21 protein-coding genes are annotated in these 22163 nt (G+C 41.0%); 6 read left to right on the plus strand and 15 right to left on the minus strand.

Annotated elements, in window-relative coordinates; translation table 11 throughout:
- Window positions 1–112 precede the first annotated feature (112 nt).
- Together L0951_RS04460 and L0951_RS04465 are read left to right on the plus strand one after the other, a co-directional pair.
- Window positions 113–1351 (plus strand): MFS transporter, encoded by a 1239-nt coding sequence (locus L0951_RS04460; RefSeq protein ID WP_234109784.1) that lies wholly within the window; start codon window positions 113–115, stop codon window positions 1349–1351.
- Window positions 1352–1446: 95 nt separating this feature from the next.
- The gene (locus L0951_RS04465) at window positions 1447–1785 is read left to right on the plus strand and encodes a DMT family transporter (protein WP_234109785.1); all 339 of its coding nucleotides are present in this window, start codon (window positions 1447–1449) and stop codon (window positions 1783–1785) included.
- 6 nt (window positions 1786–1791) lie between these two features.
- On the opposite strand, the gene L0951_RS04470 is transcribed toward L0951_RS04465, so the two are convergent.
- The 6 genes from L0951_RS04470 to L0951_RS04495 form a co-directional block, all read right to left on the minus strand.
- Window positions 1792–3291, minus strand: a complete 1500-nt coding sequence (locus tag L0951_RS04470; protein WP_234109786.1) for a GH3 auxin-responsive promoter family protein — start codon at window positions 3289–3291, stop codon at window positions 1792–1794.
- 19 nt (window positions 3292–3310) lie between these two features.
- Window positions 3311–3898, minus strand: coding sequence for a hypothetical protein (locus L0951_RS04475; protein WP_234109787.1), 588 nt, complete (start codon window positions 3896–3898; stop codon window positions 3311–3313).
- On the minus strand, window positions 3895–4266 hold the full coding sequence (locus L0951_RS04480; protein ID WP_234109788.1) for a hypothetical protein: 372 nt from the start codon (window positions 4264–4266) through the stop codon (window positions 3895–3897). The genes L0951_RS04475 and L0951_RS04480 overlap by 4 nt, the downstream gene beginning before the upstream one ends.
- A gap of 69 nt (window positions 4267–4335) precedes the next feature.
- On the minus strand, window positions 4336–4947 hold the full coding sequence (locus L0951_RS04485) for a hypothetical protein (RefSeq protein WP_234109789.1): 612 nt from the start codon (window positions 4945–4947) through the stop codon (window positions 4336–4338).
- The gene (locus L0951_RS04490; RefSeq protein ID WP_234109791.1) at window positions 4944–5312 is read right to left on the minus strand and encodes a hypothetical protein; all 369 of its coding nucleotides are present in this window, start codon (window positions 5310–5312) and stop codon (window positions 4944–4946) included. Before L0951_RS04490 ends, L0951_RS04485 begins: the two co-directional genes overlap by 4 nt.
- Window positions 5313–5429: 117 nt before the next feature.
- Entirely contained in the window at window positions 5430–6620 is a 1191-nt protein-coding gene (locus L0951_RS04495) for an endonuclease (protein WP_234109793.1), read from the minus strand.
- A gap of 208 nt (window positions 6621–6828) precedes the next feature.
- Here L0951_RS04495 and L0951_RS04500 point away from each other — a divergent pair, with 208 nt between their 5' ends.
- Window positions 6829–9687: a carboxypeptidase-like regulatory domain-containing protein gene (locus L0951_RS04500; protein WP_234109795.1), complete on the plus strand. Its 2859-nt coding sequence runs from the start codon at window positions 6829–6831 to the stop codon at window positions 9685–9687.
- 33 nt (window positions 9688–9720) lie between these two features.
- Entirely contained in the window at window positions 9721–11139 is a 1419-nt protein-coding gene (locus tag L0951_RS04505; protein ID WP_234109796.1) for a DUF5689 domain-containing protein, read from the plus strand.
- A gap of 264 nt (window positions 11140–11403) precedes the next feature.
- On the opposite strand, the gene L0951_RS04510 is transcribed toward L0951_RS04505, so the two are convergent.
- Genes L0951_RS04510 through L0951_RS04535 form a run of 6 tightly spaced genes read right to left on the minus strand, consistent with a single transcriptional unit; the run spans window position 11404 to window position 15213 of the window.
- A complete protein-coding gene (locus tag L0951_RS04510; RefSeq protein ID WP_234109798.1) occupies window positions 11404–11874 on the minus strand; it encodes a DUF6702 family protein in 471 nt (156 codons plus the stop codon).
- Window positions 11875–11915: 41 nt separating this feature from the next.
- Window positions 11916–12674, minus strand: a complete 759-nt coding sequence (locus L0951_RS04515; RefSeq protein WP_234109800.1) for a TIGR00730 family Rossman fold protein — start codon at window positions 12672–12674, stop codon at window positions 11916–11918.
- Window positions 12675–12678: 4 nt separating this feature from the next.
- Window positions 12679–13392 carry an NDP-sugar synthase gene (locus tag L0951_RS04520; RefSeq protein ID WP_234109802.1) on the minus strand — a complete coding sequence of 238 codons (714 nt, stop codon included), beginning with the start codon at window positions 13390–13392 and terminating at the stop codon, window positions 12679–12681.
- Window positions 13393–13761: a DUF805 domain-containing protein gene (locus tag L0951_RS04525; protein WP_234109804.1), complete on the minus strand. Its 369-nt coding sequence runs from the start codon at window positions 13759–13761 to the stop codon at window positions 13393–13395.
- Window positions 13754–14167: an RNase adapter RapZ gene (locus L0951_RS04530; RefSeq protein WP_234109806.1), complete on the minus strand. Its 414-nt coding sequence runs from the start codon at window positions 14165–14167 to the stop codon at window positions 13754–13756. Before L0951_RS04530 ends, L0951_RS04525 begins: the two co-directional genes overlap by 8 nt.
- 2 nt (window positions 14168–14169) lie before the next feature.
- The gene (locus tag L0951_RS04535) at window positions 14170–15213 is read right to left on the minus strand and encodes an aminoglycoside phosphotransferase family protein (RefSeq protein ID WP_234109807.1); all 1044 of its coding nucleotides are present in this window, start codon (window positions 15211–15213) and stop codon (window positions 14170–14172) included.
- A 51-nt stretch (window positions 15214–15264) separates the two neighbouring features.
- On the opposite strand from L0951_RS04535, the gene xrtF reads away from it, so the two are divergent.
- Window positions 15265–15807 carry an exosortase family protein XrtF gene (xrtF, locus tag L0951_RS04540; RefSeq protein WP_234109808.1) on the plus strand — a complete coding sequence of 181 codons (543 nt, stop codon included), beginning with the start codon at window positions 15265–15267 and terminating at the stop codon, window positions 15805–15807.
- The gene (locus tag L0951_RS04545) at window positions 15794–16234 is read left to right on the plus strand and encodes an exosortase F system-associated membrane protein (protein ID WP_234109809.1); all 441 of its coding nucleotides are present in this window, start codon (window positions 15794–15796) and stop codon (window positions 16232–16234) included. Before xrtF ends, L0951_RS04545 begins: the two co-directional genes overlap by 14 nt.
- 78 nt (window positions 16235–16312) lie before the next feature.
- Here the strand turns inward: L0951_RS04545 and L0951_RS04550 are convergent, their stop codons facing one another.
- From L0951_RS04550 to L0951_RS04560, 3 genes are read right to left on the minus strand one after another with little or no spacing between them, the layout of a single operon-like run.
- A complete protein-coding gene (locus L0951_RS04550; RefSeq protein WP_234109811.1) occupies window positions 16313–17725 on the minus strand; it encodes an efflux transporter outer membrane subunit in 1413 nt (470 codons plus the stop codon).
- 56 nt (window positions 17726–17781) lie between these two features.
- Window positions 17782–20931, minus strand: a complete 3150-nt coding sequence (locus L0951_RS04555; protein ID WP_234109812.1) for an efflux RND transporter permease subunit — start codon at window positions 20929–20931, stop codon at window positions 17782–17784.
- Window positions 20931–22160, minus strand: a complete 1230-nt coding sequence (locus tag L0951_RS04560) for an efflux RND transporter periplasmic adaptor subunit (RefSeq protein ID WP_234109814.1) — start codon at window positions 22158–22160, stop codon at window positions 20931–20933. The genes L0951_RS04555 and L0951_RS04560 overlap by 1 nt, the downstream gene beginning before the upstream one ends.
- Window positions 22161–22163: the final 3 nt, after the last annotated feature.

The following is a 22163-nucleotide window of genomic DNA, read 5'->3' on the forward strand; positions in this document are numbered from 1 at the left end:
TAGCTTCCAGGGATGTAGCGTATCTCATTAAAATTCAAAATTTTTAATGCATATAATCTAGGAATCTCTTGTCCAAGACCGGTATCTCAAAACTAAAAACTATTTTTGCAAAATGTTTTCACTTGAGCCGATCCGTACGCTTAAAATCAGGGAATTCAGAAATCTGATGACCGGGAGGTTTTTCCTGGTTTTGTCTTTCAGAATGTTGGCTACTTTGATGGGATGGTGGATTTACCAGTTGACCCACGATCCGTTCTCGATTGGCTTGATCGGCTTGTCTGAGGTCATTCCGGCTGTTTCCACTGCGCTTTATGCGGGACACGTCATCGATAATTCCGAAAAGAAAAGGTTGTTGTTGATCTGCAATTATGCCTATGTTTTCCTGATTGCTCTTTTAGCGATTCCGGCTTTTTATGGTGATAATTTGCTGCATTTAGACAATCGGCATATCACGTATTTTATCTATACGATTATCTTTTTAACCGGATTTTGCCGCGCATTTTTGGGACCGATTATTCCATCCATGATTCCCAAAATAGTTCCGCGCGAAACTTTGCCGAACGCGATTACCTTAAACCAAGGAACTTTCCTCACGGCTTCGGTTACGGGTCACGCTTTAGGCGGATTCATGATTCACTGGATTGATATTTCCGGAACTGTTTTGGTGGTGGTGGGAATGATGATTTTTTCGTCGGTTTTCTTTTGGCTGCTGAATAAACACCACCCTGAAATCAAGAAAAAGCAGATCAATGTAATGCAAAGCATGCGCGAAGGAATTTCCTATATTTACAAGACTAAAGAGATTTTGGGTGCACTTTGTCTCGATATGTTTGCGGTACTTTTCGGTGGAGCGGTGGCGATGATTCCGGTTTATGCAACTGATATCCTAAAGGTTGGTTCAGAAGGTTTCGGTTTGCTGAATGCCGCTTCAGATATAGGTTCTATGTGCATTATCGCATTTTTGGCATTTGTTCCGTTACAGAAAAATCAGGGAAAAATGCTGCTTTTTGCGGTTGCCGGATTTGGGTTGTGCATCATAGGATTTGGATTCTCAAAACTGTATTGGCTTTCTTTTGGATTGTTGATGCTCAGCGGAATGTTGGATGGAATTTCTGTGGTCATCCGTGGAACGATTGTCCAGCTGAAAACCCCGGAATACATCCGCGGAAGAGTTTTGAGTGTGAATTCCATTTTCATCATGTCAAGTAATGAAATGGGACAGTTTGAAAGCGGAGTTGCCGCAAAACTTCTGGGCGTTGTCCGTTCTGTAGTTTTTGGTGGAACGATGACTTTGCTGGTCGCTTTGATTGTCGGAACTTCGGTGCCGAAATTGAGAAAGATGAACTATTGAACATGAATTTTACTCCGCAAGTGAATTTGTTTTTTTTCTGAAACATTAAACCTTAAAATCTATCTGTCGGGAGACAGGCCTGAAACAAAAACTTTATGAACTGGATTATTTTGATTATTGCCGGATTATTTGAAACCGGATTTGCTACATGTCTTGGAAAGGCGCAGGAAAGTTCCGGAAAGGAAAGTATGTTTTGGTGGGGCGGATTTGTGGTCGCACTTTTTATCAGTATGTTTTTGATGTATAAATCGATATCTTATGGAAATAATCCCATTCCGATTGGAACCGCTTATGCAGTCTGGACCGGAATCGGTGCGGTGGGTGGAGTTTTGGCGGGGATTTTTATTTTTAATGAACCGGCCGCTTTTTGGCGGATGTTTTTTGTCTGCACGCTGATCGCTTCAGTGGTCGGACTGAAAATGGTTTCGAATTAGATATTTCTACATCTTGAACTTCTCCAGAAAATCTCCAATTTTCCGGTCATTTGCCAGTCTCGGAATTTTGTTTTGCCCGCCCAGTTTTCCTTGGGATTTTGCGTAATCATGGAAAGTGTTTTTCTTTAGCTTCGTAATGATTAACGGCTGCAGCACATTTCCCGCAATCAAGTCGTCATAATAAGTGTTTCGTTTCCGTAACTCTTCGTCTAGATTTTTTCTGAAGTCTTCGATGTTTTCAGGTTCTTTTTCAAACTCGATGAACCATTCGTGATAAGGCAAACCAGCGTTTGGATTCACTTGTGGTGCCAAATGAAACTCCGTGATCTGTGCAGGATATTTTTCTACGGTAGCCTTCATGGCTTCTTCCACTTCAAAAGCAATGACGTGCTCCCCGAAAGCGGAAGTGAAATGTTTCGTGCGTCCCGAAACCAAAATCCGGTAGGGATCTTTTGAAATAAAACGAATCACGTCGCCAATCGAGTAGGCCCAAAGTCCGGAATTAGTCGTGAGAATTAACGCATAATCTTTGTTGAGTTCCACTTCTTTTAAAGTTAATCTTTTGGCATCCGGTTTTCCATATTCATCAAGTGGAATGAATTCATAAAAAATTCCATGATTCGTCAAAAGCAATAGACCTTCTTTTTGGAAATCATCCTGAAAGGCAAAAAAACCTTCGCTCGCCGGAAAAGTCTGTATGATATCCACTTTTTTCCCGAGGAGTTCGTTCATTTTTTCGCGGTAGGGTTCGTAATTGACACCGCCTGTGATGATGAGCTGCAGATTGGGGAATAAGTCGGTGATTTTCTTGCCGTTTCTTTCAATCAATTTTTCAAAATACATGATCAGCCAAGGCGGAATCCCGGAAATCAAGGTCATGTTTTCCTTTTCGGTCTCTTTTACGATTTCGTGCACTTTGGTTTCCCAATCTTCGATGAGGTTGGTTTTCAGGCTTGGCAAACGGTTTTTTTGGAGATAGTTTGGAATATGGTGAGCCACGATTCCGGAAAGTCGCCCGGTTTTTATTCCGTTCATTTCCTCCAGTTGCGGACTTCCCTGCAGGAAAATCATCTTTCCTGAAACGAAATCTGCATTGTTTTTTTGGGCGATATAATGAAAAATGGCACTTTGGGCAGCTGCGATCTGAAACGGCATTCCTTCCTTGGAAATAGGGATGTATTTTGAACCGGAAGTCGTTCCGGAAGTTTTTGCAAAATATTCAGGAGTTTCTGGCCAAAGGATATTGCTCTGGCCTCGTTTTATTTTTTCGATGTAGGGTTTCAAATCTTCGTAGTCAGCAACCGGAACTTGAGTCTGGAAGGTGAGAATGTCTGTGATTTCCTCGAAATTTCTTTCTCTTCCAAAAAGTGTTTTTCCGGCAGTTTTTACCAAAGAAACCAATAACTTTTCCTGGTCTTCAAGAGCATTTTTCTTAAAGCTTTCGGTTTCCTTGACGTGTCTTTTCGCCCAGATTAGCGCGATTTTCCGTTTAATGAAATTTAACATAGGACAAATTTAGATGATTTTAAAGATAAAATCTTAGTCCAAGCGAAAAATTAAAAAGTGTGGGTTTTGCATAATATTTTTGAACAGCGGAATCATCCATCTCCGTGAAATTGGTCAGGAAATAGAATTTCGGACTGGCAAAAACATAGATTTTCTTTTTAGAAGAAATGCCGTAAAGTGCTTTTGCACCGAGTATAAAACTGGAACCACCTTCCCGGAAATCCTTGCTGCTGTAGTTTGATTTGCTTACAATGCTGTTGAAACCACTACCAATAAATGCTTCAGCATCAAAACGTTCCGAAATCGGATGACGGTAAAACGCGTAAATATCTCCGCTGGTAAATTGCGGACTGTGCAGATTCCCGAAAACCGACTGCTCTTTTACATTGCCGTAAGCTTTATCAAAATCGAATCCTATACCAAAATTTTTGATGACAAAAAAACTCAGACCAAGTCCGAAACCCGCGAAAGTTCCCGTTCCATCGGCGATGTAATTATTGCCAATACCGGTATAAGTGTTTCCTTTTACTTCAAAATTAAAGTTGTTTCTCTTTTGTGCGCACAGTGAAATAGCCATCAGCAAAAACAAATAACCAAATTTTTTCATAGCGCAACATTGATGTTTGAAAATTTGAAATAACTTTTCCCTGAAGGCAGTACAATCGTGGTGGAATCATAGGAAAGTTTACATTCCACATTGCTTTGGTAAGAAATGATTTTTCGGCCGATTTCCAGGTGTTTTTCTGAATTTGTTCCGGGACCGCCCATTTTGAAAGTGCCGTCGGATTTTGTTTGGGTTTCCGTGATCACGATGTTTCCCGCGGAAATCTTGAGCGGTAATTGAGCATTGGCGTTTCCGGAGATTTTACCTTCTACGAAGACTCTGGAATTGTCTACATATTGCGGTTCGCATCTGCTGGTTGTCAACAAAAAAGTCATTGGAAAAACTGCCGCCCAAAGTGATATTATTTTCATTCCTGATTTTTTGGAAAGGTAGCGTTTTATTTAGCAAGAAAACTTGATTTCAATCAAGATGGACTTTTTTTAGAATTGATATCGGTATCCCAATCCAAAACTTATGAAAGTGGATTGGTTATAGAACTTTTCAATGTCCTTATTCTCGTTGTAAATATTGGTTTTATAGGTGTTGAGTTTTGCAGAAAGAAAAACCTGCTGTGGATCGGTCAGAATATAGATCAGTTTTGCGCCGAGGTTAATTCCGCTTCCCAGATTGACGTTTTTGGCACTTTTTTCATCGATGAAAAGATTGGTTTGTCGGTAAAAAGTAAATCCGGCCATTTCCTCGAGAAAAAAATCTTCGGAAAGATAATCGCGGTGTGTGAGGAAAAAATCAAAGGAAGTGATAGACGGGGAACCAATGTTTCCGTATTTGCTCTCTTCGCCATAAATCACATTGGAATAAAGAAAGTTCACATCCAAACCTACGCCGAAATTGATGGGCGTCATCAAATTGCCGCCGAATCCAAAACCAAAAAAAGGTCTGACCAACTTGGAAAATGCATTGTTTCCCACGGCGGTCATCAGAATCATTTTGGCATCAATATTTGCGACCACATCCAGATCAAATTTCTTTTTCTTTTGCGAAAAAAGCAGGGTGGAAGAAAGCAAAAAAAGCAGTGCGAGTTTTCTCATCATTCCAGAATTATTTCATTAAAAGTGATGTAGGTACTTCCGGTCGGAATTCTGATCTGCAGTTTATCTGCGGAGAGTTCGCAACCATTCTTCGAGGCAGAAAAGGTTTTGATTTTTTTATTCAAAACCAAAGAAAAAGTTGGGTTGGGAAGCGGTCCTGAAAGCGTGAAATCACCAGAACCGTCTGGAGCTGTCGATGCCACAATCACTTGATCGCTAATAAGTTTTATGGTTATGGTATTGTAATCTACCTGTGTTCCGGTGATTTTTCCTGTTACGTATCCTCTGGAATTGCTGGGATCACTGCTGTTGCAGGAAGAAAAAGAAAACCACAAAAAAAGGCAGCAAATGTAAATATAAAACCTCATTTTTTTGCTTTAAAGATAAATAAAATAGTGTGAACGAGTTCTTTGTCTTGTGAATGGAAATGATTGTGCATAAAAAAACCGCCCGAAAGCGGTTTTATGATTGCAGATATCATTTTATTAATTGTCCCTCTGCACCACTACGAAAGCTGGAAAGTGGTCGGAATAGCCGCCGGTAAATTTATCGCCATTCCAGGATCGGAACGGGTAACCCTTCCAGTTTCCTTCTTTGGTAATAAGGTAAGGCGGTGCGAAAATTTCGGTTTTGTATACGGAATATTCTTTCCCGACCTGATCAGAAATCAAATTTCCGGAAACAATAATCTGGTCGAAGAGATTGGGTGCATCTTGGTAAGCCAAAGAAGCAACTCCTTTCCTGTAAAGTGGGTACATCAAATTCAGATAAGGCGTATCTGGACTAAGATCTTTTGGGGTCCAAGCTGCTTTTAGATAGTTCTTCAGACTTGAACTCACCGGATCATCATTAAAATCTCCCATAGCGAAAAGTTTGATGTGTGGATCGATAGCACGGACACTGTCCATTTGTTGTTTCAAGACCACTGCTGCAGCGTTTCTTCTAGGGACTGATTTTGCTTCGCCACCACTTCTTGAAGGCCAGTGATTCATGAAAACTGCGATTTTTTCGTTGTCCAGTAATCCGGTAACGACTAGGATATCACGGGTATAAACTCGTTTTCCGTCATCAAATATTTTGATTTCCTTTTTCAGTGAGTTGGTAGGGGTGAATCGTCTTTTCTGGTAAATAAGGGCCACATCAATTCCTCTTGCGTCATAAGAATTATAATGGATGATTCCATAATCGTATTTTGCGAGTTGTGGCTGCTTGATCAGATCCTGAATCACTTGTCTGTTTTCCACTTCAATAAGTCCCACGATTGCAGGAGCGGTTTTGGTGTATTGTGCCCCCATTTCGGAGATGACCTGAGCTTCATTGGCCAACTTTTGTTTGTAGTTTTTGGTGTTCCAGTTTTTTCCGCTTCTCGGCGTGAAATCATCGGAAAGGATTTGGTTTCTTACCACTTTTTTCCCTTTCAGGAGGTTGTCGCTCCATTCTCCTTTATAATCTTCGGTAGTTTCCAGGTATTTTAATGAATCCAAAGGAACGCTTCTGTGAAAGGCAGGATTGCTGATGTCTTTAGTCCCATCAATATAATCTGCGGAAGCAATGGTGTCCCACAGGTTTTCCACATTTAGGAACCCGATGGTGGCCACTCTTCGCAGCTGACCTTTCTGCTGGGAAAAAGAATAGCAAAAAATTGCGATCGCTAACAAAGTGAGGAATTTTTTCATTTTAAATAAAATAAGGTTTTGAGGTGCAAATCTAATAATAAATTACAATCGATCCGACTATATTTTATCATGATAAAAGTTTTAAGGGAAATTTAAGTAAATTTATGTTAAAAAGTTTTAAGCTACTGATTTTTAGACTAAATTTGCAATCCCAATTCTCATAATATGGATTGGGAATTGTCAAGAAAGTTAAAATTAAATTATAAACATGATTAAAAAGCTATCATTAATCTCCATGTTTACGCTGCTTCCAGCTTCTTTTTATTTTGCGCAGACTACTGTTTTCGCATACTTGAAAGATGCGGACGGAAAACCGGTGGAAAGCGCAGAGGTTGACTTGAAAGGTTCTGAAAATGATGTCAAGGCAGACAAGATTGGTTATTTCCAGTTTGTGGACCTGAAAGCTGGTCATTATCAGATCGTGATTACGAAGCCGAATTACGAAACCAAAGTAATGGAGTTTGACATTAACGAGGAAAAGAGAAAAGATTTGGGAGTGATCACGCTTTACTCGACATTGAGCAGTGCTGATCAGGGACTTGTGATCATTGAAAATACTGGTGATGAAGAAAATTCCAGCCAAGGCACAACTGTCGGCTTGCTGCAGTCTTCTCAGGATGTTTTCAACAGAATTGCCGCCTATGATTTGGGCGCATATTGGTTTCGGCCAAGAGGTATAGACGGAAGAACCGGCGAAACCATGATGAATGGGATCTCCATGGTGAAATCCGACAACGGAAACGTAGATTTCAGCAACTGGGGTGGACTTAATGAAATCACCAGATATCCTGAAACTGCGGCAAATCACGCACCTTCCGAATATGCATTTGGTGGAGCGAGCGGTGTAATCTTTAAAAATACCAACGCAAGCGAATACCGAAAAGGTTTCCAGGCTACATACTCATTGACCAACAGAAACTATAATAACCGTGCTTCTTTGAGATATACCTCCGGAATGAACAAAAACGGATGGGCTTTCACCGTGATGGGAGCAAGAAGATGGGCACAGGAAGGAATCCAGGAAGGAACTTTCTATGATGCTTACGGCGGATTCTTAGGAATTGAGAAAAAAATCAATGATGCACATACCATCACTTTAAATGCATTTGCATCACCATACCGAAGATCTACTTCCAGTCCAAGTACTCAGGAGGTTTATGATTACAGAGGTGTTCATTACAATTCCTACTGGGGATGGCAAGATGGCAAGAAAAGAAGTGAAAGAGTAAGAGCCGGTTTCCAGCCGATCGTGCAGATGCAGGATTTCTGGAAGATCAATAAAAAATCCAGCCTGGCAACTGCTATTTCTTACCAGTGGGGCAAGGATAAAAGCGCAAGATTGGACTGGCAAGGAGTTCAGAACCCTTCACCAACTTATTACAGATGGTTGCCAAGTTACTATGATTCTTTAGATCCGAACGCTTCGGTAATTGATCCACTCGGAAATCTTACCACTGCTCAGGATGCTTTTCAAACCGCACTTCAGGGGTGGAGATCCGGAGCTGATTTTACCCAGTTAAATTGGGAAGCACTTTACAGAAGAAACATGACCCAGCCTGCCGGAACCTATTATGGAGAAACGGGCAGGAAAGCTTTGTATTATCAGGTTAATGATGTGAGTGACGACAAGATCTTCAATGCGGGAACACATTATACCTACAATTTCTCTGATACTTCCAGATTTATCCTGAACCTTTCTTACGAAAATTACAAATCTGAATTATACAGGGAAGTGAAAGATTTGTTAGGAGCAGATTTTGTTCTAAACAGAGACCCGTTTGCTGCGACAAACAATCCGGGAAAGAGCGGACTTTATAATGAGGGTGAAACCAATGTGGCGAAAAGGGTAGGAGATAAAATGACTTATGACTACATCTTGTCCCGTCAGGAAGTGAAAATGAATCCGGGATTCAAATTCCAGTCCGGGAAATTTGATGTGTTCGTTTCAGGTTTGGCGGCTTATTCGACTTCCTCCAGAGAAGGACTTTATCACCATTATCTTTATGCTGATTCATTCGGAAAAAGTCCAAACTATGAATTCTTTGATTTTGGTTTGAAAGGGCAAGTTATCTATAAAGTAGATGGAAGAAACTTCTTTGTTTACAACGGTGCCACATTCTCACAAGCTCCGTTCTTGGAAGATTTATTCATCAATCCGAGAGTTAATTCTTCCACTGCGCCAAATGTTAAGAATTCTTATGTGAATGCCAATGATTTGAGCTATGTTTTGAACTCACCATTCGTGAAATTCCGATTGACTGGATATTTGGTGGATACCCAGAACAGCACCGATGTTACCAGATATTTCGCGGATGGAATCACGCTTTCAAAGAATGGACAGGAAGGTGATGAGAGCACCGTGCAAAGTGCATTTGTGACCGAAGTCCTTTCTAATGTGGACAAGAGAAATGTGGGTGCAGAATTGGGTGTTGACGTGAAAGTATTACCTACTTTATCTTTGCAGGGAGTTGCAAGTTACGGGAACTTTACTTACCGAAATGACCCACATTTATATTTCGCATCTGATGCGGCAGGAGTTTCGAAAGACGGCAAATCCTACCAAGATTTCGGCAAAGCATCTTTGAACGGATATAAACAAGGAGGAACGCCACAGCAGGCATTCTCTCTAGGATTCAGATACAGCTCACCACAATACTGGTGGTTTGGAGCAAGCTGGAATTATCTGGATGATAATTATTTGAATCCGGCGGCAATTTTGAGGACTGAAAATTTTGTTCAAAATCCTGTCACAGGTACTCCTTTTGATGGCGTGACTCCTGAAAAATTGCGTGAACTTTTGCAACAGGTTCAGCTTCCATCAGCATTCTTCTTGAACGCAAATGCTGGTAAATCGTGGAGATTCGGAAGCTATTATGTGATGCTTACCGCATCGGTAAACAATATTTTGGATAACACCAAATATATTACCGGTGGTTTTGAGCAAGTGAGAAACGTGAAATATAATACGTATCTGATTGAAAAAAGCCGTGAATTCCCATTATTCGGACCGAAATATTGGTACACTCAGGGAAGATCGTATTTCATCAACCTTCAAGTAAGATTTTAATACCTTTAATTAAATTTAAAAAAGAACAATACAATGAATATCACAAAATTTCTAAAATCCGCTTTTGCAGTTGTCGCTTCTGCAATTGCACTAAGCTCTTGTGTAAACAAGGACGAGTGGGATACCCCGCCGATTATTTGTAACAACAAATTTGATGCACCAAACATCAGCATGGCTGATTTCAAAGCGATGGCCCCTGCTTCGGGTTATGTCTTGATTACTGAAGATAAGATTTTTGACGGTTATGTCGTCTCCAGCGATGAAAACGGTAACTTCTACAAAACAATCTCTTTTCAGGATAAACCGGAAAACCCCACTGTAGGTCTTCAGATAGAAGTGGATAAATCGAGCAATTTTGCGGATTTCCCAATCGGGACCCACATTAGAATTAACGCAAAAGGTTTGAGATTAGGTTTGGACAGAGGAACTTGGAAAATCGGTTCTGTGGATCCCAATTTTGCAATCGGTAGAATTCCAAGCGTTTTGTTAAACAGATATTTATCCGCCGTTTGTAACGGAAATGCGATGGATATAGCAACTATCAAACCTACGGCACTCCCGAATCTGACCGTCGCAATGCAGGAAAAATACCTTAATACATTGGTAACTGTACCAAACGTGCAGTTCAACAAGAATGAGATCTATCCTGTCAACAAATCATATGTAGATTTTGTGGGTGGTGCTGGTGTAGATTCTGACAGGAAAATTGAAGATCCAACAGGTGGCTCAACCGTTCTTAGAAGTTCTGGTTTTTCAACTTTCGGTGCTGCACTTTTGCCTAAAGGACAAGGAGATTTAACTTTTGTTGTGAGTAGGTATAATGCCAACTATCAAATGATCATCCGAGGTTTAGAAGATGTAAAAATAAAAGCAGATGGACCTAGGTTTAATCCAAATCCACCAAAAGGTGGTACAGCGATTACTTATCCAACCACTTTGAGTGAAAATTTTGAGAGTTATCCTGCAACCTCTCCGTATTTTAATACATTCCCGGCATATGTTAATGACGCCTTCCTAGGTGCTAGATATTGGGAAGTTAGAACTTTTTCTGGCAATAAATACATCCAGCTGACCGCAAATGGCGCCACAACCAACAATAATGGTGGTACTACTGTGGTAGAAACTTACTTCATTGTACCGATCAGCTTCGTACAAGGTAAGAAATTAACTTTCGATGTGAATGGAGGATATGATAATGGTAAACCGTTGAAAGTTTATACCTCTACAGACTACACGCCTCTTGGAGATGTAGGACAGGCTACTTTGACAGACATTACTGCAAGTTTTACAGGAATCAACACCAGTTGGCCGGCTGGTGGATATGGAACTTTCGTGCCTGCAGGCAGTTACACTTTCCCAAATACAGGAAATGGTTTCATCTTGTTTAAATATTCCGGAAATGGTGCGGGAATCACTACTACGATACAGATTGACAATATTCTTGTTCAGTAATTCTGCGTAAATTTTATAAAAATTGAAAACCGTCTTGTGATTAAGACGGTTTTTTTATGCCTGTATTTCTTTTGTTTCCCAAAAAATTTAAGATCTGGATTTCCGAAACAGGAGGTTATGATCACCTCTGATTTTGCCCATATTTGATTGATTAGGACCTGATTTGAAGTGCCGTGTGATGGTCTGTATATGGCAAATGATTTCCCATAAAAAAATCTGCCTCATTTCTGAGACAGATTCATTTGCTTTATTGGAAAACCAATTTTAGAAACTGGCTTCATTTACTTCTTTTCCCCGCTGGAAATTCATCGTTTTTTGATTTCCCCGGTAGGCGATGTTGACCAGATTAAGCTGTTTGGGAAAAGTACCCAGCAAGATGGTGTTTTTTATTTTTATCGTGTTGATCTCGGTTACTCCTCCGGTTTCAAAATAAATCCAAACGGATTCACCATTGACCTGGCTACCTGTGAAAGTGAGCACTTTGGGACTTCCGTTCACATACACATCAAAATTATTGTTCACGTATTTTTTTACTTCTGCTTCAAAACCTGCCGTATTGGGATTGATCTTGATGGCGTCAGAAACATGTGAGGTGTTCATTTTTGTAGTAAACTTTAAAGTCTTGCTGCCTTCCACATAATCTACTTTCGTCATTGAGGAATAAAAATCCGCCACCGCAAAACTCATCATTACCATCAATGCAAAAACTCCTGCTATATGTAAAATTTTTTTCATCTCGTTAAGTTGTAAAGCTATAATCTCAAATATAATGCCAATTAAAAGTTCACGTCAACAGTGTATTTATCGTAAAATGCCTTGATGTGAGCAACCGCATCTTCAGCCGTATCCACCACTCGGTAAAGGTTCAAATCTTCTTCCGAAATCATCCCGCTGGCCAGCAAAGTATTTCTAAACCAATCCAAGAGTCCGGACCAGTATGTAGTGCCTACCAAGACAATCGGGAAGCGGCCAATTTTATTTGTTTGGATCAGGGTCATGGCCTCCATTAACTCGTCCAGTGTGCCGAATCCTCCAGGCATCACAATAAATCCCTGGGAATATTTCACAAACATCACCTTTCTCACAAAGAAATAGTCGAAATCCATACTATACCCTTTGTCGATAAATGGATTGAAATGCTGTTCAAAAGGAAGTTCAATATTCAGCCCAATTGATTTTCCACCGCCTTTCCTAGCTCCTTTGTTTCCGGCCTCCATGATTCCCGGACCTCCTCCGGTAATCACTCCGAAACCGATTTCAGTGATTTTTTCGGCAATGTCCACCGCTACCTGGTAATAAGGATCGGTATTCTTCAATCGTGCAGATCCAAAAACGGAGACACACGGACCGATTTTCGCCAGTTTTTCATACCCATCAACAAATTCGGCCATTATTTTAAAGACCATCCAGCTGTCTTTCGTCACGGTTTGGTCCCAGGTTTTTTCACGAAAGGAATTCTGTACTTTTTGGTCGAATTCGAGTTCGTCTCCGGTGTTTTCCCTGATCAGTCCTTTTCCTCTTTTTATTTTAGACATAATCTTACTTAAATAGTTTTTCAGCTGCGGAAATAGCTTCGGGTTTCCCCACGTCAATCAATTTTGCCGAATGTTCGTATCCGTAAATGGTCTCCGTGCCCATTAAATCCAGATATTCCTCCATGATTGAAAATTTGCCCGTTCTTTTAATTTTCTTGAAAATTTCGGGATTCACACAGTGTATTCCGCTAAAAGCCAATGATTTGAAGTCTTTGTTGAATTCTGCAAGCCTTTGTTCGCCAGTTTCCACATTGAGCCATCCTTTTAAGACCATTTGCTCGTTGAATAGAAGTTTACGTGAACTTTTTCGGTCAGAAACCGCTAATGTAGCAAAATCTTTTTTCTCGGAATGGTAATTCACGAAGTAATTCAGATCCAAATCCGTCAAAATATCGGCATTCATAATCAGGAAATTTTCATCGAAATCCAGAAATTTTTTTGCGAAAACCAGTCCGCCTCCGGTTTCCAGGAGTTCTTTTCGCTCATCTGAGATTTCAATCTTCGCCCCGAAATTGTCGTTCTTTTTTAAGAAGTCTATAATTTGTTCGCCAAAATGGTGCACATTGATCACGAAATCATTGATCCCAAAACTTTGCAGATATTTTATATTGCGTTCCAATAGCGGAACTCCGTTCACCACGGCCAATGCTTTTGGGTGGTGGTCGGTAAACGGTTTTAACCGGGTTCCCTTTCCTGCTGCAAAGATTAATGCTTTCATTTAAATGGCTTCACTTCTTCCTATTTCATTGATTTCGGTTGCATTTCCAATACCTTTCGGATTGGGACCATATTCGTTTTCGCCCACTTCACTGTCTGCAAAAAGCATCCACAAAACGTAGAAGGGAATGAGCTGAAACCATCCGGAATTTCCTCGGTCGTGGCATCTTTTCGCACCCTGTGCCAGCAAAAACCAAAATAGTGGGAGGTAAGCTCCTAGAAACACAAAAATCAATGCCGGATTATTAGTTTCCCGTGACATGCTCAAAAAAAATTGAGCTGCAACAGCAAAAGCGGTGTAAATAAGGTAGGAGATTCCGAATTCCGTTCTGCGGATTCTGCCATCAAATGAGAAAGGGTTTTTAAACATGATAATTTAATTGAGGTTGTTCGTCATGATTGAGTTTTACGGTAATTTGGGGGTATTTTTCCCGTATAAATGTAGCGATTTTTTCCGCAGCATAAACCGAGCGGTGCTGTCCGCCGGTACATCCGAAGTTGATTTGCAGATGTTCAAAATCGCGCGCCAGGTAATTGTTAATGTTAATGGAAACAAGGTTTTTGACCAATTCCAGGAATTTTGGCATTTCGGTTTTTGTTTCCAGATATTCCTGAACGCCCACATCACAGCCGGTTTGCTGTTTGTATTCATCAATTCGGCCGGGATTCAGGATTCCTCTGCAATCGAAGGTAAATCCGCCTCCGTTTCCACTTTCATCTTTTGGGATTCCTCCTTTTTTATATGAAAAACTGTGTATTTCTATGGTTAGGCTCATTTTTATTGGGTTATGATCGTTTGGATTTTCTGTGAGGTTTCATCAGATTTCAAAATTGAGATCAAGTTCTTTAATTCTGGGAAATCATTCATTTCTTGCCAATTTTCCGAGAAACTGTGGAGGTTTTCAATTCCTTTTTCGATGCTGGAAATAAAATGTTCTTTCCTTTGAATCAATCCTCGAAAGCCGTACGCTCCCAAAACCTGTAGGAAGCGAATCAGTTGAATCGGCTTCAACGAGTTTTTTAGTTGAGTTATTTTTTCTTTCTTAGTTTGATGCTCAGAGGAATCATTTTCCCATAAACTGAAATAATATTCCAACATATCATTCCTGAATTCTTCTGTAAAATTGGCTTTTGCCTGAAAAAGGAAAGAAACCACATCATACATCAGTGGTCCGTTCATGGAGGATTGATAATCGATAAAGAAAACTTCACCTTGGTCGTTCACCATAATGTTTCTCGCCTGAAAATCCCTGATCATCAATCCTTTCGGCTCCAGCTTTGAGAGTATGGCAGTGAGTTTTTTAAATTCTTTCAGCAGTTTTCCTTTATGGTACGGGATTTCTAAAACATCAGCGATAAAACTTTTGAAATAAAATGAATCATTGGTGATGGGGAATTCATTATACTTTTCATACTCGAATGTCTTTGTCCAGTCTATGATGTTTTCAGTTTTTCGCTGAATTTCGAAAAGCTTTCGCAAAACCTGTTCAACCAAAAACCTGGTCTTTTCAGTTGGACCTTCTTCTGCAATGATTTCTGATAAGGTTTTTTCTCCCAAAAACTCCTGAATATAGAGTTTGCGGTCTTTCGAGATATTCAAAACTTGCGGAGTATTCAGACCCAGATCAGAAAATATTTTCGAGAAATAATAGAAACTTTCATTCTCGGCAAGATTTTCATTAAAAGTGATGATGAATTTTTGACCGGAACTTTCGCCCACAAAATTCATCCTGGAAGAACCGCTTTTCGGCAAAATATAAAATTCCGATGATTTAGCACCGGTGTATTTTTCAAAGAAATGCCTCGCGTTTTCAGTGGTCATATTTTACAAATATAGCGAAAATAGAATTTCTGAAAAGATTATATTTGTAGCATGTTGCAAGATTTCAAACCTGTACTGAAAATCCTTCTCCGGTTCATTTTGATTTATGTGGGGCTGGTTTTGGCATATCAATTTTATCTGAATGAATTTAAGAATTCTGGATTGGATCCAATTTCTACCTGGGTTGCAGAGCAGGCGGGATGGGTGCAAAACACCTGCAATTACCAGACGGAACTCATCGAGGGAAAACCAACACAGGAAACTACATGGTTTCTGATGGAAGGAAAATATGTTTCCAGAATGGTGGAAGGTTGCAATGCCGTGTCGGTAATGGTTCTGTTCATTGCCTTTATTTTTGCTTTTTATCAAGGAATCAAAACCTTTGTTTTTGCAGGATTGGGATTGCTTTTTCTGCATATTATGAATGTTTCAAGAATTGTTGGTTTGAATTTTGTCTTTCTGAAATACCCTGAATACGGAAAAATCTCCCATAACTTCTTTTTTCCGGTGATTATCTATGGAAGTGTTGTTGTACTTTGGTTGATTTGGATCAAATTCTTTGCCCTAAAAACTCCGGATCATGAAGGTTCTTAACTGGTTTTTAGTCATTCTCGGGATTTCGGGATTGGTAGCAGTTCGGGTGGTGGAAGACCAGTTGTTCTACGATCCCTTTCTGAATTTTTTTCACGAAGCCAATAAGCATGCACTTTTCCCGGATTTCGATTGGGGGAAGTTGGTCATAAACCACCTGTTCAGATTTTTGCTGAATTTGTTGTTTTCAACAGTAGTGGTTCATTGTGTTTTTAAGAATTGGAACTGGACAATTCAAGCGGCGATTCTGATTTCGATTGTTTTCGCAATCACTTTTCCAATTTATCTGTATTGTGTGTACTCCAAATTCGAGATTGGATACCTGTTTTCCTTTTATATGAGAAGATTTGTTATTCAACCATTAATTCTGCTGCTGATTATTCCGATGTTTTATTACCGAAAACATTTGACTGATTTGAAAACTGATTAGGTATAAAATTTTTTTTTCGATCTCAAGCTTTCATTCTCAAAGAAGTGAGGAATCTCTGAACTTTTATTTTTATTAGGTTTAGCGCCATCCACCTCCAAGAGCGCGATAAAGCTCAACTCCCGCGTTCATTTTTGCATATTCGGCATTGGAAATATTCAGTTCAGCATTTAGGGAATTTACCGTCGCATTCAGCACTTCCAGATAATTTGCCATACCATAATTCACCAATTCCTGAGAATACTGCACTGAATTTTGATACGCCTGAAGTTCTTTTCTTTTTAAGTCGATAAAGGCATCCTGTGAATCATAGATTTTCAAAGCATCTGAAACTTCTTTCCCGGCATTCAAAAGGGTTTTCCTGAAATTGAGATACGCTTTTTCCTTGTTGGCCAAGCTCACCTCATAATTGGTTCTGATTTGTCTCTGGTTCAAAATAGGCTGGGTCAGACTTCCGATCACCGTCGCAAAAAGAGAATTTGCACTAAACAGTTTGTCAATGTCTATGCTTTGGATTCCACCACTTCCGCCAATCCTTAGACTTGGATAAAACTGTGCTTTCGCGGCATTGGTCAATTCAAAAGCGGAGATTAAACCATATTCAGCCTGCATCACATCGGCGCGGTTCGACAACAGATTGGCCGAAAAACCGGTTTTGTACTCAGCAGGCATTTTTTGTTGGGCCAAAGTGCTCCTGTCAATTTTCTGGGAAGGAATGCCCATCAACAGACTCATGGTATTCTCCAAAAGCGTGATCTGGGTCTCGATATTGATCAGCAGTGATTCTGCATTGAAAACCAGGGCTTCACTTTGCTGTACCGCCACTTCGGTTAAAGTTCCGGCTTCTTTCAGCGCTTTGGTGGTTTCCAGATTTTTTTTTCTTAAAACAATGGTTTCATGAATAATCCGTTTCTGTTCGTCAAAAGTTAAAAGCTGATAGTAGGCAGAAGCAATGGCTGCAACCAAATCCGTCTTCACCGATTTGTGTGCGGCGGTCGTTCCCAGGTAATTAGCGTATTGGGCCTTTTCCCAAGCTTTCATTTTGCCCCAAATGTCGGCTTCCCACGTAATGTTTCCACTTAAATCAAAAGTATTGTTAAATCTTCTTTCATTGGTAAGTTGACTGCTTCCCGAGTTCAAAGACGGAGTCTGAAAAGTGTATCCTGGTCCCACTGCAATTGTCGGAAGATAAGCGGCTTTACTTTGTTTTAGGTAGGATTCTGCAGCCACGATGTTCTGAAGTGCGATTCTGATGTCGAGATTATGGTCCAGACCGTTCTGGATATGTTTCTGCAGCACGGTGTCCGTGAAAATCTCTCGCCAGGAAACGGTCGCGATACTCAAAGAATCTTCTGGAAGTTGATCAGTTCGGAACAGATTTTCGTTAACAAAATCTTGCGGTCTCTCATAATTCTTGCGCGAGATACAAGAGGAAAGCGTTAGAATTCCTACAAATGATAAAATCAGAATTTTTATGTTGAATATGTTTTTCATATTATTTTTTTTGACAATTGCTCTTGAAACGAGATGATTTGTTTCCATGCAGATTTTTATTCCGCCAAATTAATCTCATCCATTTTGATTGGCTTTATTTTTTCCTGCAACCATTGGAAAATCACGTATAAAACAGGAATCGCAATCAGCCCGAAGAATGTTCCTATTAATAGTCCCGCAGCAGCGCCCGTTCCAATCGACTGGTTGCCCACTTTACCGATTCCTGATGCGAAAACCAACGGCAGCATCCCAAAGATAAAGGCAAAAGAAGTCATCAAAATGGGTCTTAATCTCGCTTTTGCTGCATTAATCGCCGACATCGCTAAAGTTTCGCCATGGTGTCTTCGCTGCACCGCAAATTCCACAATCAAGATGGCGTTTTTCGCCAATAATCCCACGAGCATAATCAAAGCGATCTGGAAATAGATATTGTTTTCCAAACCGGCAATTTTTTGCCCAAAATAAGCGCCTGCAACGCCCAGTGGAAGAGAAATAATCACTGCTAAAGGCAGCAGGAAACTTTCATACTGCGCTGCCAAAATAAAATAGACGAAGACTAAACTCAGTACAAAAATGATGGCGGTTTGTGATCCGGAATTCATCTCTTCTTTGGATAAACCTGTAAATTCCACTACATAATCCGCGGGTAATTTCTGTGCCGCAACTTCCTGCACCGCCTTGATCGCATCGCCGGTTGAATATCCTGGATTGTTGGATCCTGAAATGGAAATAGAGGTGAACAGATTATATCTTTCTACTGATTTTGGTCCAAAGGTTTTTTCCATGGTCACAAACTGGGAAATCGGTGTCATTTGTCCCGATGAAGTTCTCACAAAAATACTGTTAAGGTCATTCGGTTCTTTTCTCGCATCAGGAAAAGCCTGAACCATCACCCGGAACTGCTTTCCGTATTTCGAAAAATCCGCGGCATACACTCCGCCGACATATCCCTGCATCGTGCTCAAAATGTCCGAAATGTTGACTCCGACTTCCTTCGCTTTCGGAACATCGATAATCATTTCGTATTGCGGATAATTCGTGTTGAAAGAGGTGTTGGCAAACTGAATTTCTGGTCTTTCCATCAGTGCGCCGATGTAATTCTTTGAAACATTATCCAGCTCTTTCAGCTCACCTCCAGATTTGTCTAGTAAGACGGCGGCAAAACCATCGCTGGAACCAAATCCGGGAACACTTGGTGGTGAGAAAAACACGATTTTAGCATCCGGATATTTCGAGGCAATCCCGAACAGTTTTTTGGTAATGGTTTCTACAGAAAGGTCTGCGTCATGAGCTCTTTCGGCAAAAGGTTTTAGCCTCACAAATGCCTGTCCCGTATTAGAGCCGCTTCCAGACATGAACCCACGACTCGCCGTGAAGGTGACGTTTGCCACTCCTGGGATTTTCCTTGCATCTTCCTGCAAACCTTTTAAGACGTTGTAAGTCCGTTCCATTGATGCTCCAGGTGGAAGTGAGATATCTGTAAAAATAATTCCGCGGTCTTCCTTCGGAATGAATCCTTTTGGCATGGTGGAATTGGACCACCAGAAAAATAATCCGCCCAAGCCGAAGATAATCAAAGTCACCCATTTATGTCTTAAAAGATAAACAAAAGCCCGCCCATAGCGGTTGGTCGCTGCTTTAAACGCCACATTAAATTTATAGAAAAATTTCTGATGAAAGTTTAATTTCGAGTATTCTTCATGATGTGCGGCATTGGGCTTCAAAAATAGGGAACATAAAACCGGGCTTAAAGTCAAAGCGTTAACCGCCGAAATCAAAATCGCAACAATCAGCGTAATCCCAAACTGCTGGTAAAAAACTCCGGTTGGTCCGGTAATAAAAGTCACCGGAATAAAAACTGCCGCCATTACTAAAGTTATCGAAATAATGGCGTTGGTAATTTCATCCATCGCAGAAACTGTCGCTTTTTTGGCGTCATTGATTCCGTGTTCCATTTTAGCATGGACTGCTTCCACCACCACAATCGCGTCATCTACCACAATTCCGATTGCCAGAACCAAAGCGAAAAGCGTCAACAGGTTTAAAGAATATCCAAATAAGTTCAAGAAAAAAAACGAACCCACAATCGAAACCGGAACCGCAATTGCCGGAATGAGGGTGGATCGGAAATCCTGAAGGAAAATGTAGACCACCAAAAAGACGAGCAAGAATGCTTCGAGAAGTGTGGTCACCACTTTACTGATTGATGCTTCCAGGAAATCGTTGGTATCAAAGTTAATGGTGTAGCCGATTCCTTTCGGCAAAGTTTTGGCGTTTTCTTCCAGGAATTTCTTGATGTCGTTGATGATCGTTTGCGCATTAGAGCCTGGAGTTTGAAAAATCCCCATACTCACCGAACTTCGACCGTTATTTTCTCCAACTGTAGTGTAAGATTGAGCGTCGAGTTTGATTTCGGCGACATCTTTCAACCGGAGAAACTGCCCGTTTCCAAGAGATTTCAGAATAATGTCACCATAATCCTGAGATTCGTTAAATTTTCCTTTATAGGTGATCACGTATTCAAATGCGCTTCCACTGTTTTGTCCTAGCTGTCCTGCCGCTGCTTCCCGCGACTGCTCGTTGATCGCAGTAGTTACATCGGCGGGTTGTAAACCATAAGCCGCCATTTTTGCGGGATCAATCCAAACCCTCATGGAGAAATTTTTTCCGCCAAATGCCTGTGCTTCACCCACGCCGTTCACTCTTTTTAATTCAGGAATAACGTTGATATTCAGGTAGTTTTGTAACCAAACCTCATTCAGGTCAGGATTCTCGGTATAAAATGAAAGGAACATTAATGCGCTGGTTCGCTGCTTTTGAACAGTAACTCCGGATCGTGTAACATCTGCGGGCAAAAGCGGAATTGCTCTTTGGACTTTATTTTGGACTTCTACTGCAGCGATATCTGGGTTGATTCCCTGCTTGAAGAACACCTGGATTCTCGCCGAACCGTCATTTCCTGCGGAAGAAGAAATATAGTCCATTCCTTCCACACCGTTTACTTGTTCTTCAATTGGGATCACTACGCTGTTCATCACAGTTTCCGCACTCGCTCCGGTGTAATTTGCAGAAATACTCACCGTGGGCGGCGCTATATCTGGATACTGTGTCACCGGAAGTGCCTGAAGTCCCAAAACGCCCAATATCACAATGAGAATTGAAACTACGGATGCAAAAACCGGTCTGTTTATGAAATGTTTTACCATTAGAAAATCGGTTTTATGGCATTAACGATATCGTCGAACTGAACTGGCTTAGATTTTACGGCGGTTCCTGGTTTTATCTGTCCAACTCCTTGTGCAACTATGGTCTCGCCTTTTTTCACGCCGTCTTTCACGACCACCAAATTATTCACCCGATCGGTCACGCCGATCAGAATATTCTTCGCGGTATCTTTTTCCACTCTGTAAACATAGACTAAACCTTGTTGCTCGAAAGTGGCACTCTCCGGAACAATGGTGGCATTTTCATACAGTTTAGGTACTTTAATAGTGCCACTGTTTCCGTTGCTCAGCAGTTTTGTGGCATTCGGGAACGCAACCCTGAACTGAATGGTTCCGGTTTGTGCGTCGATTTGCCCGGTTACAGTCTGGATTTTTCCCTTTTCTGGATAAGTGCTTCCATTCGCGAGTTCAAGTTCCACCAGCGGCATATTTCTCAGTTTTTCAGGAACGGTAGCTCCTTTAGAATCTTCAAGAAAATTCAGGTATTCTTTCTCGTTCATTGAAAAATAAGCATAAACTTCGCTCGTATCTGAAACGGTGGTTAATGGAGTGGGATCAGTTGGCCCGACTAAACTTCCCATTTTTAATGGAAGTTTTCCAATCACTCCGGAAATCGGAGCACGGATGATGGAATAATCAATGTTTGCTTGTGCGCCGCGATAATTGGCGGTTGCCTGCGAAACTCCGGCATTTGCCTGCGATTCGGCAGCACGCGCTTGGGAAAGTTGTGCCTGTGCTTTTGAAAGATTTGCTTTCGCAGTTTCCAATTGTACGTTGCTGATGATATTTTTCTGCACCAAAGGAATTAGTTTGTTCACCTCGACCTGTGCTGCATTTACCGCAGCTTGCGCGGCATTGACGTTCGCTTTTGCGGCAGAGACCGAGGATTGAGCGGCTCCGATGGCGGCTTTGGCGGCATCCGCGGTTTGAGTCAAGGTGTTGGTTTCCAGTCGAAAAAGTGGCTGCCCTTTCGTTACATGTTGACCTTCATCCACCAAGACTTGGGTAATGTAGCCCTGGATTTTTGCGCGGACATCATTATTTACCCGTCCCTGAATGGATGCCGGAAATGTTTGGTAACCTGTCACATTTCGCTGATCTACCGAAACTACTGGGACCTCTTTGGGGGCGTCCGGTTTTTTTTCATCCTTTTTGGTGCATCCGATCATGCTGAATGCGGCGATGGAATATACTAGAAGTTGGTTTTTCATACA

It is taken from the genome of Chryseobacterium sp. R2A-55 (assembly GCF_021401085.1).
Lineage (GTDB): Bacteria > Bacteroidota > Bacteroidia > Flavobacteriales > Weeksellaceae > Kaistella.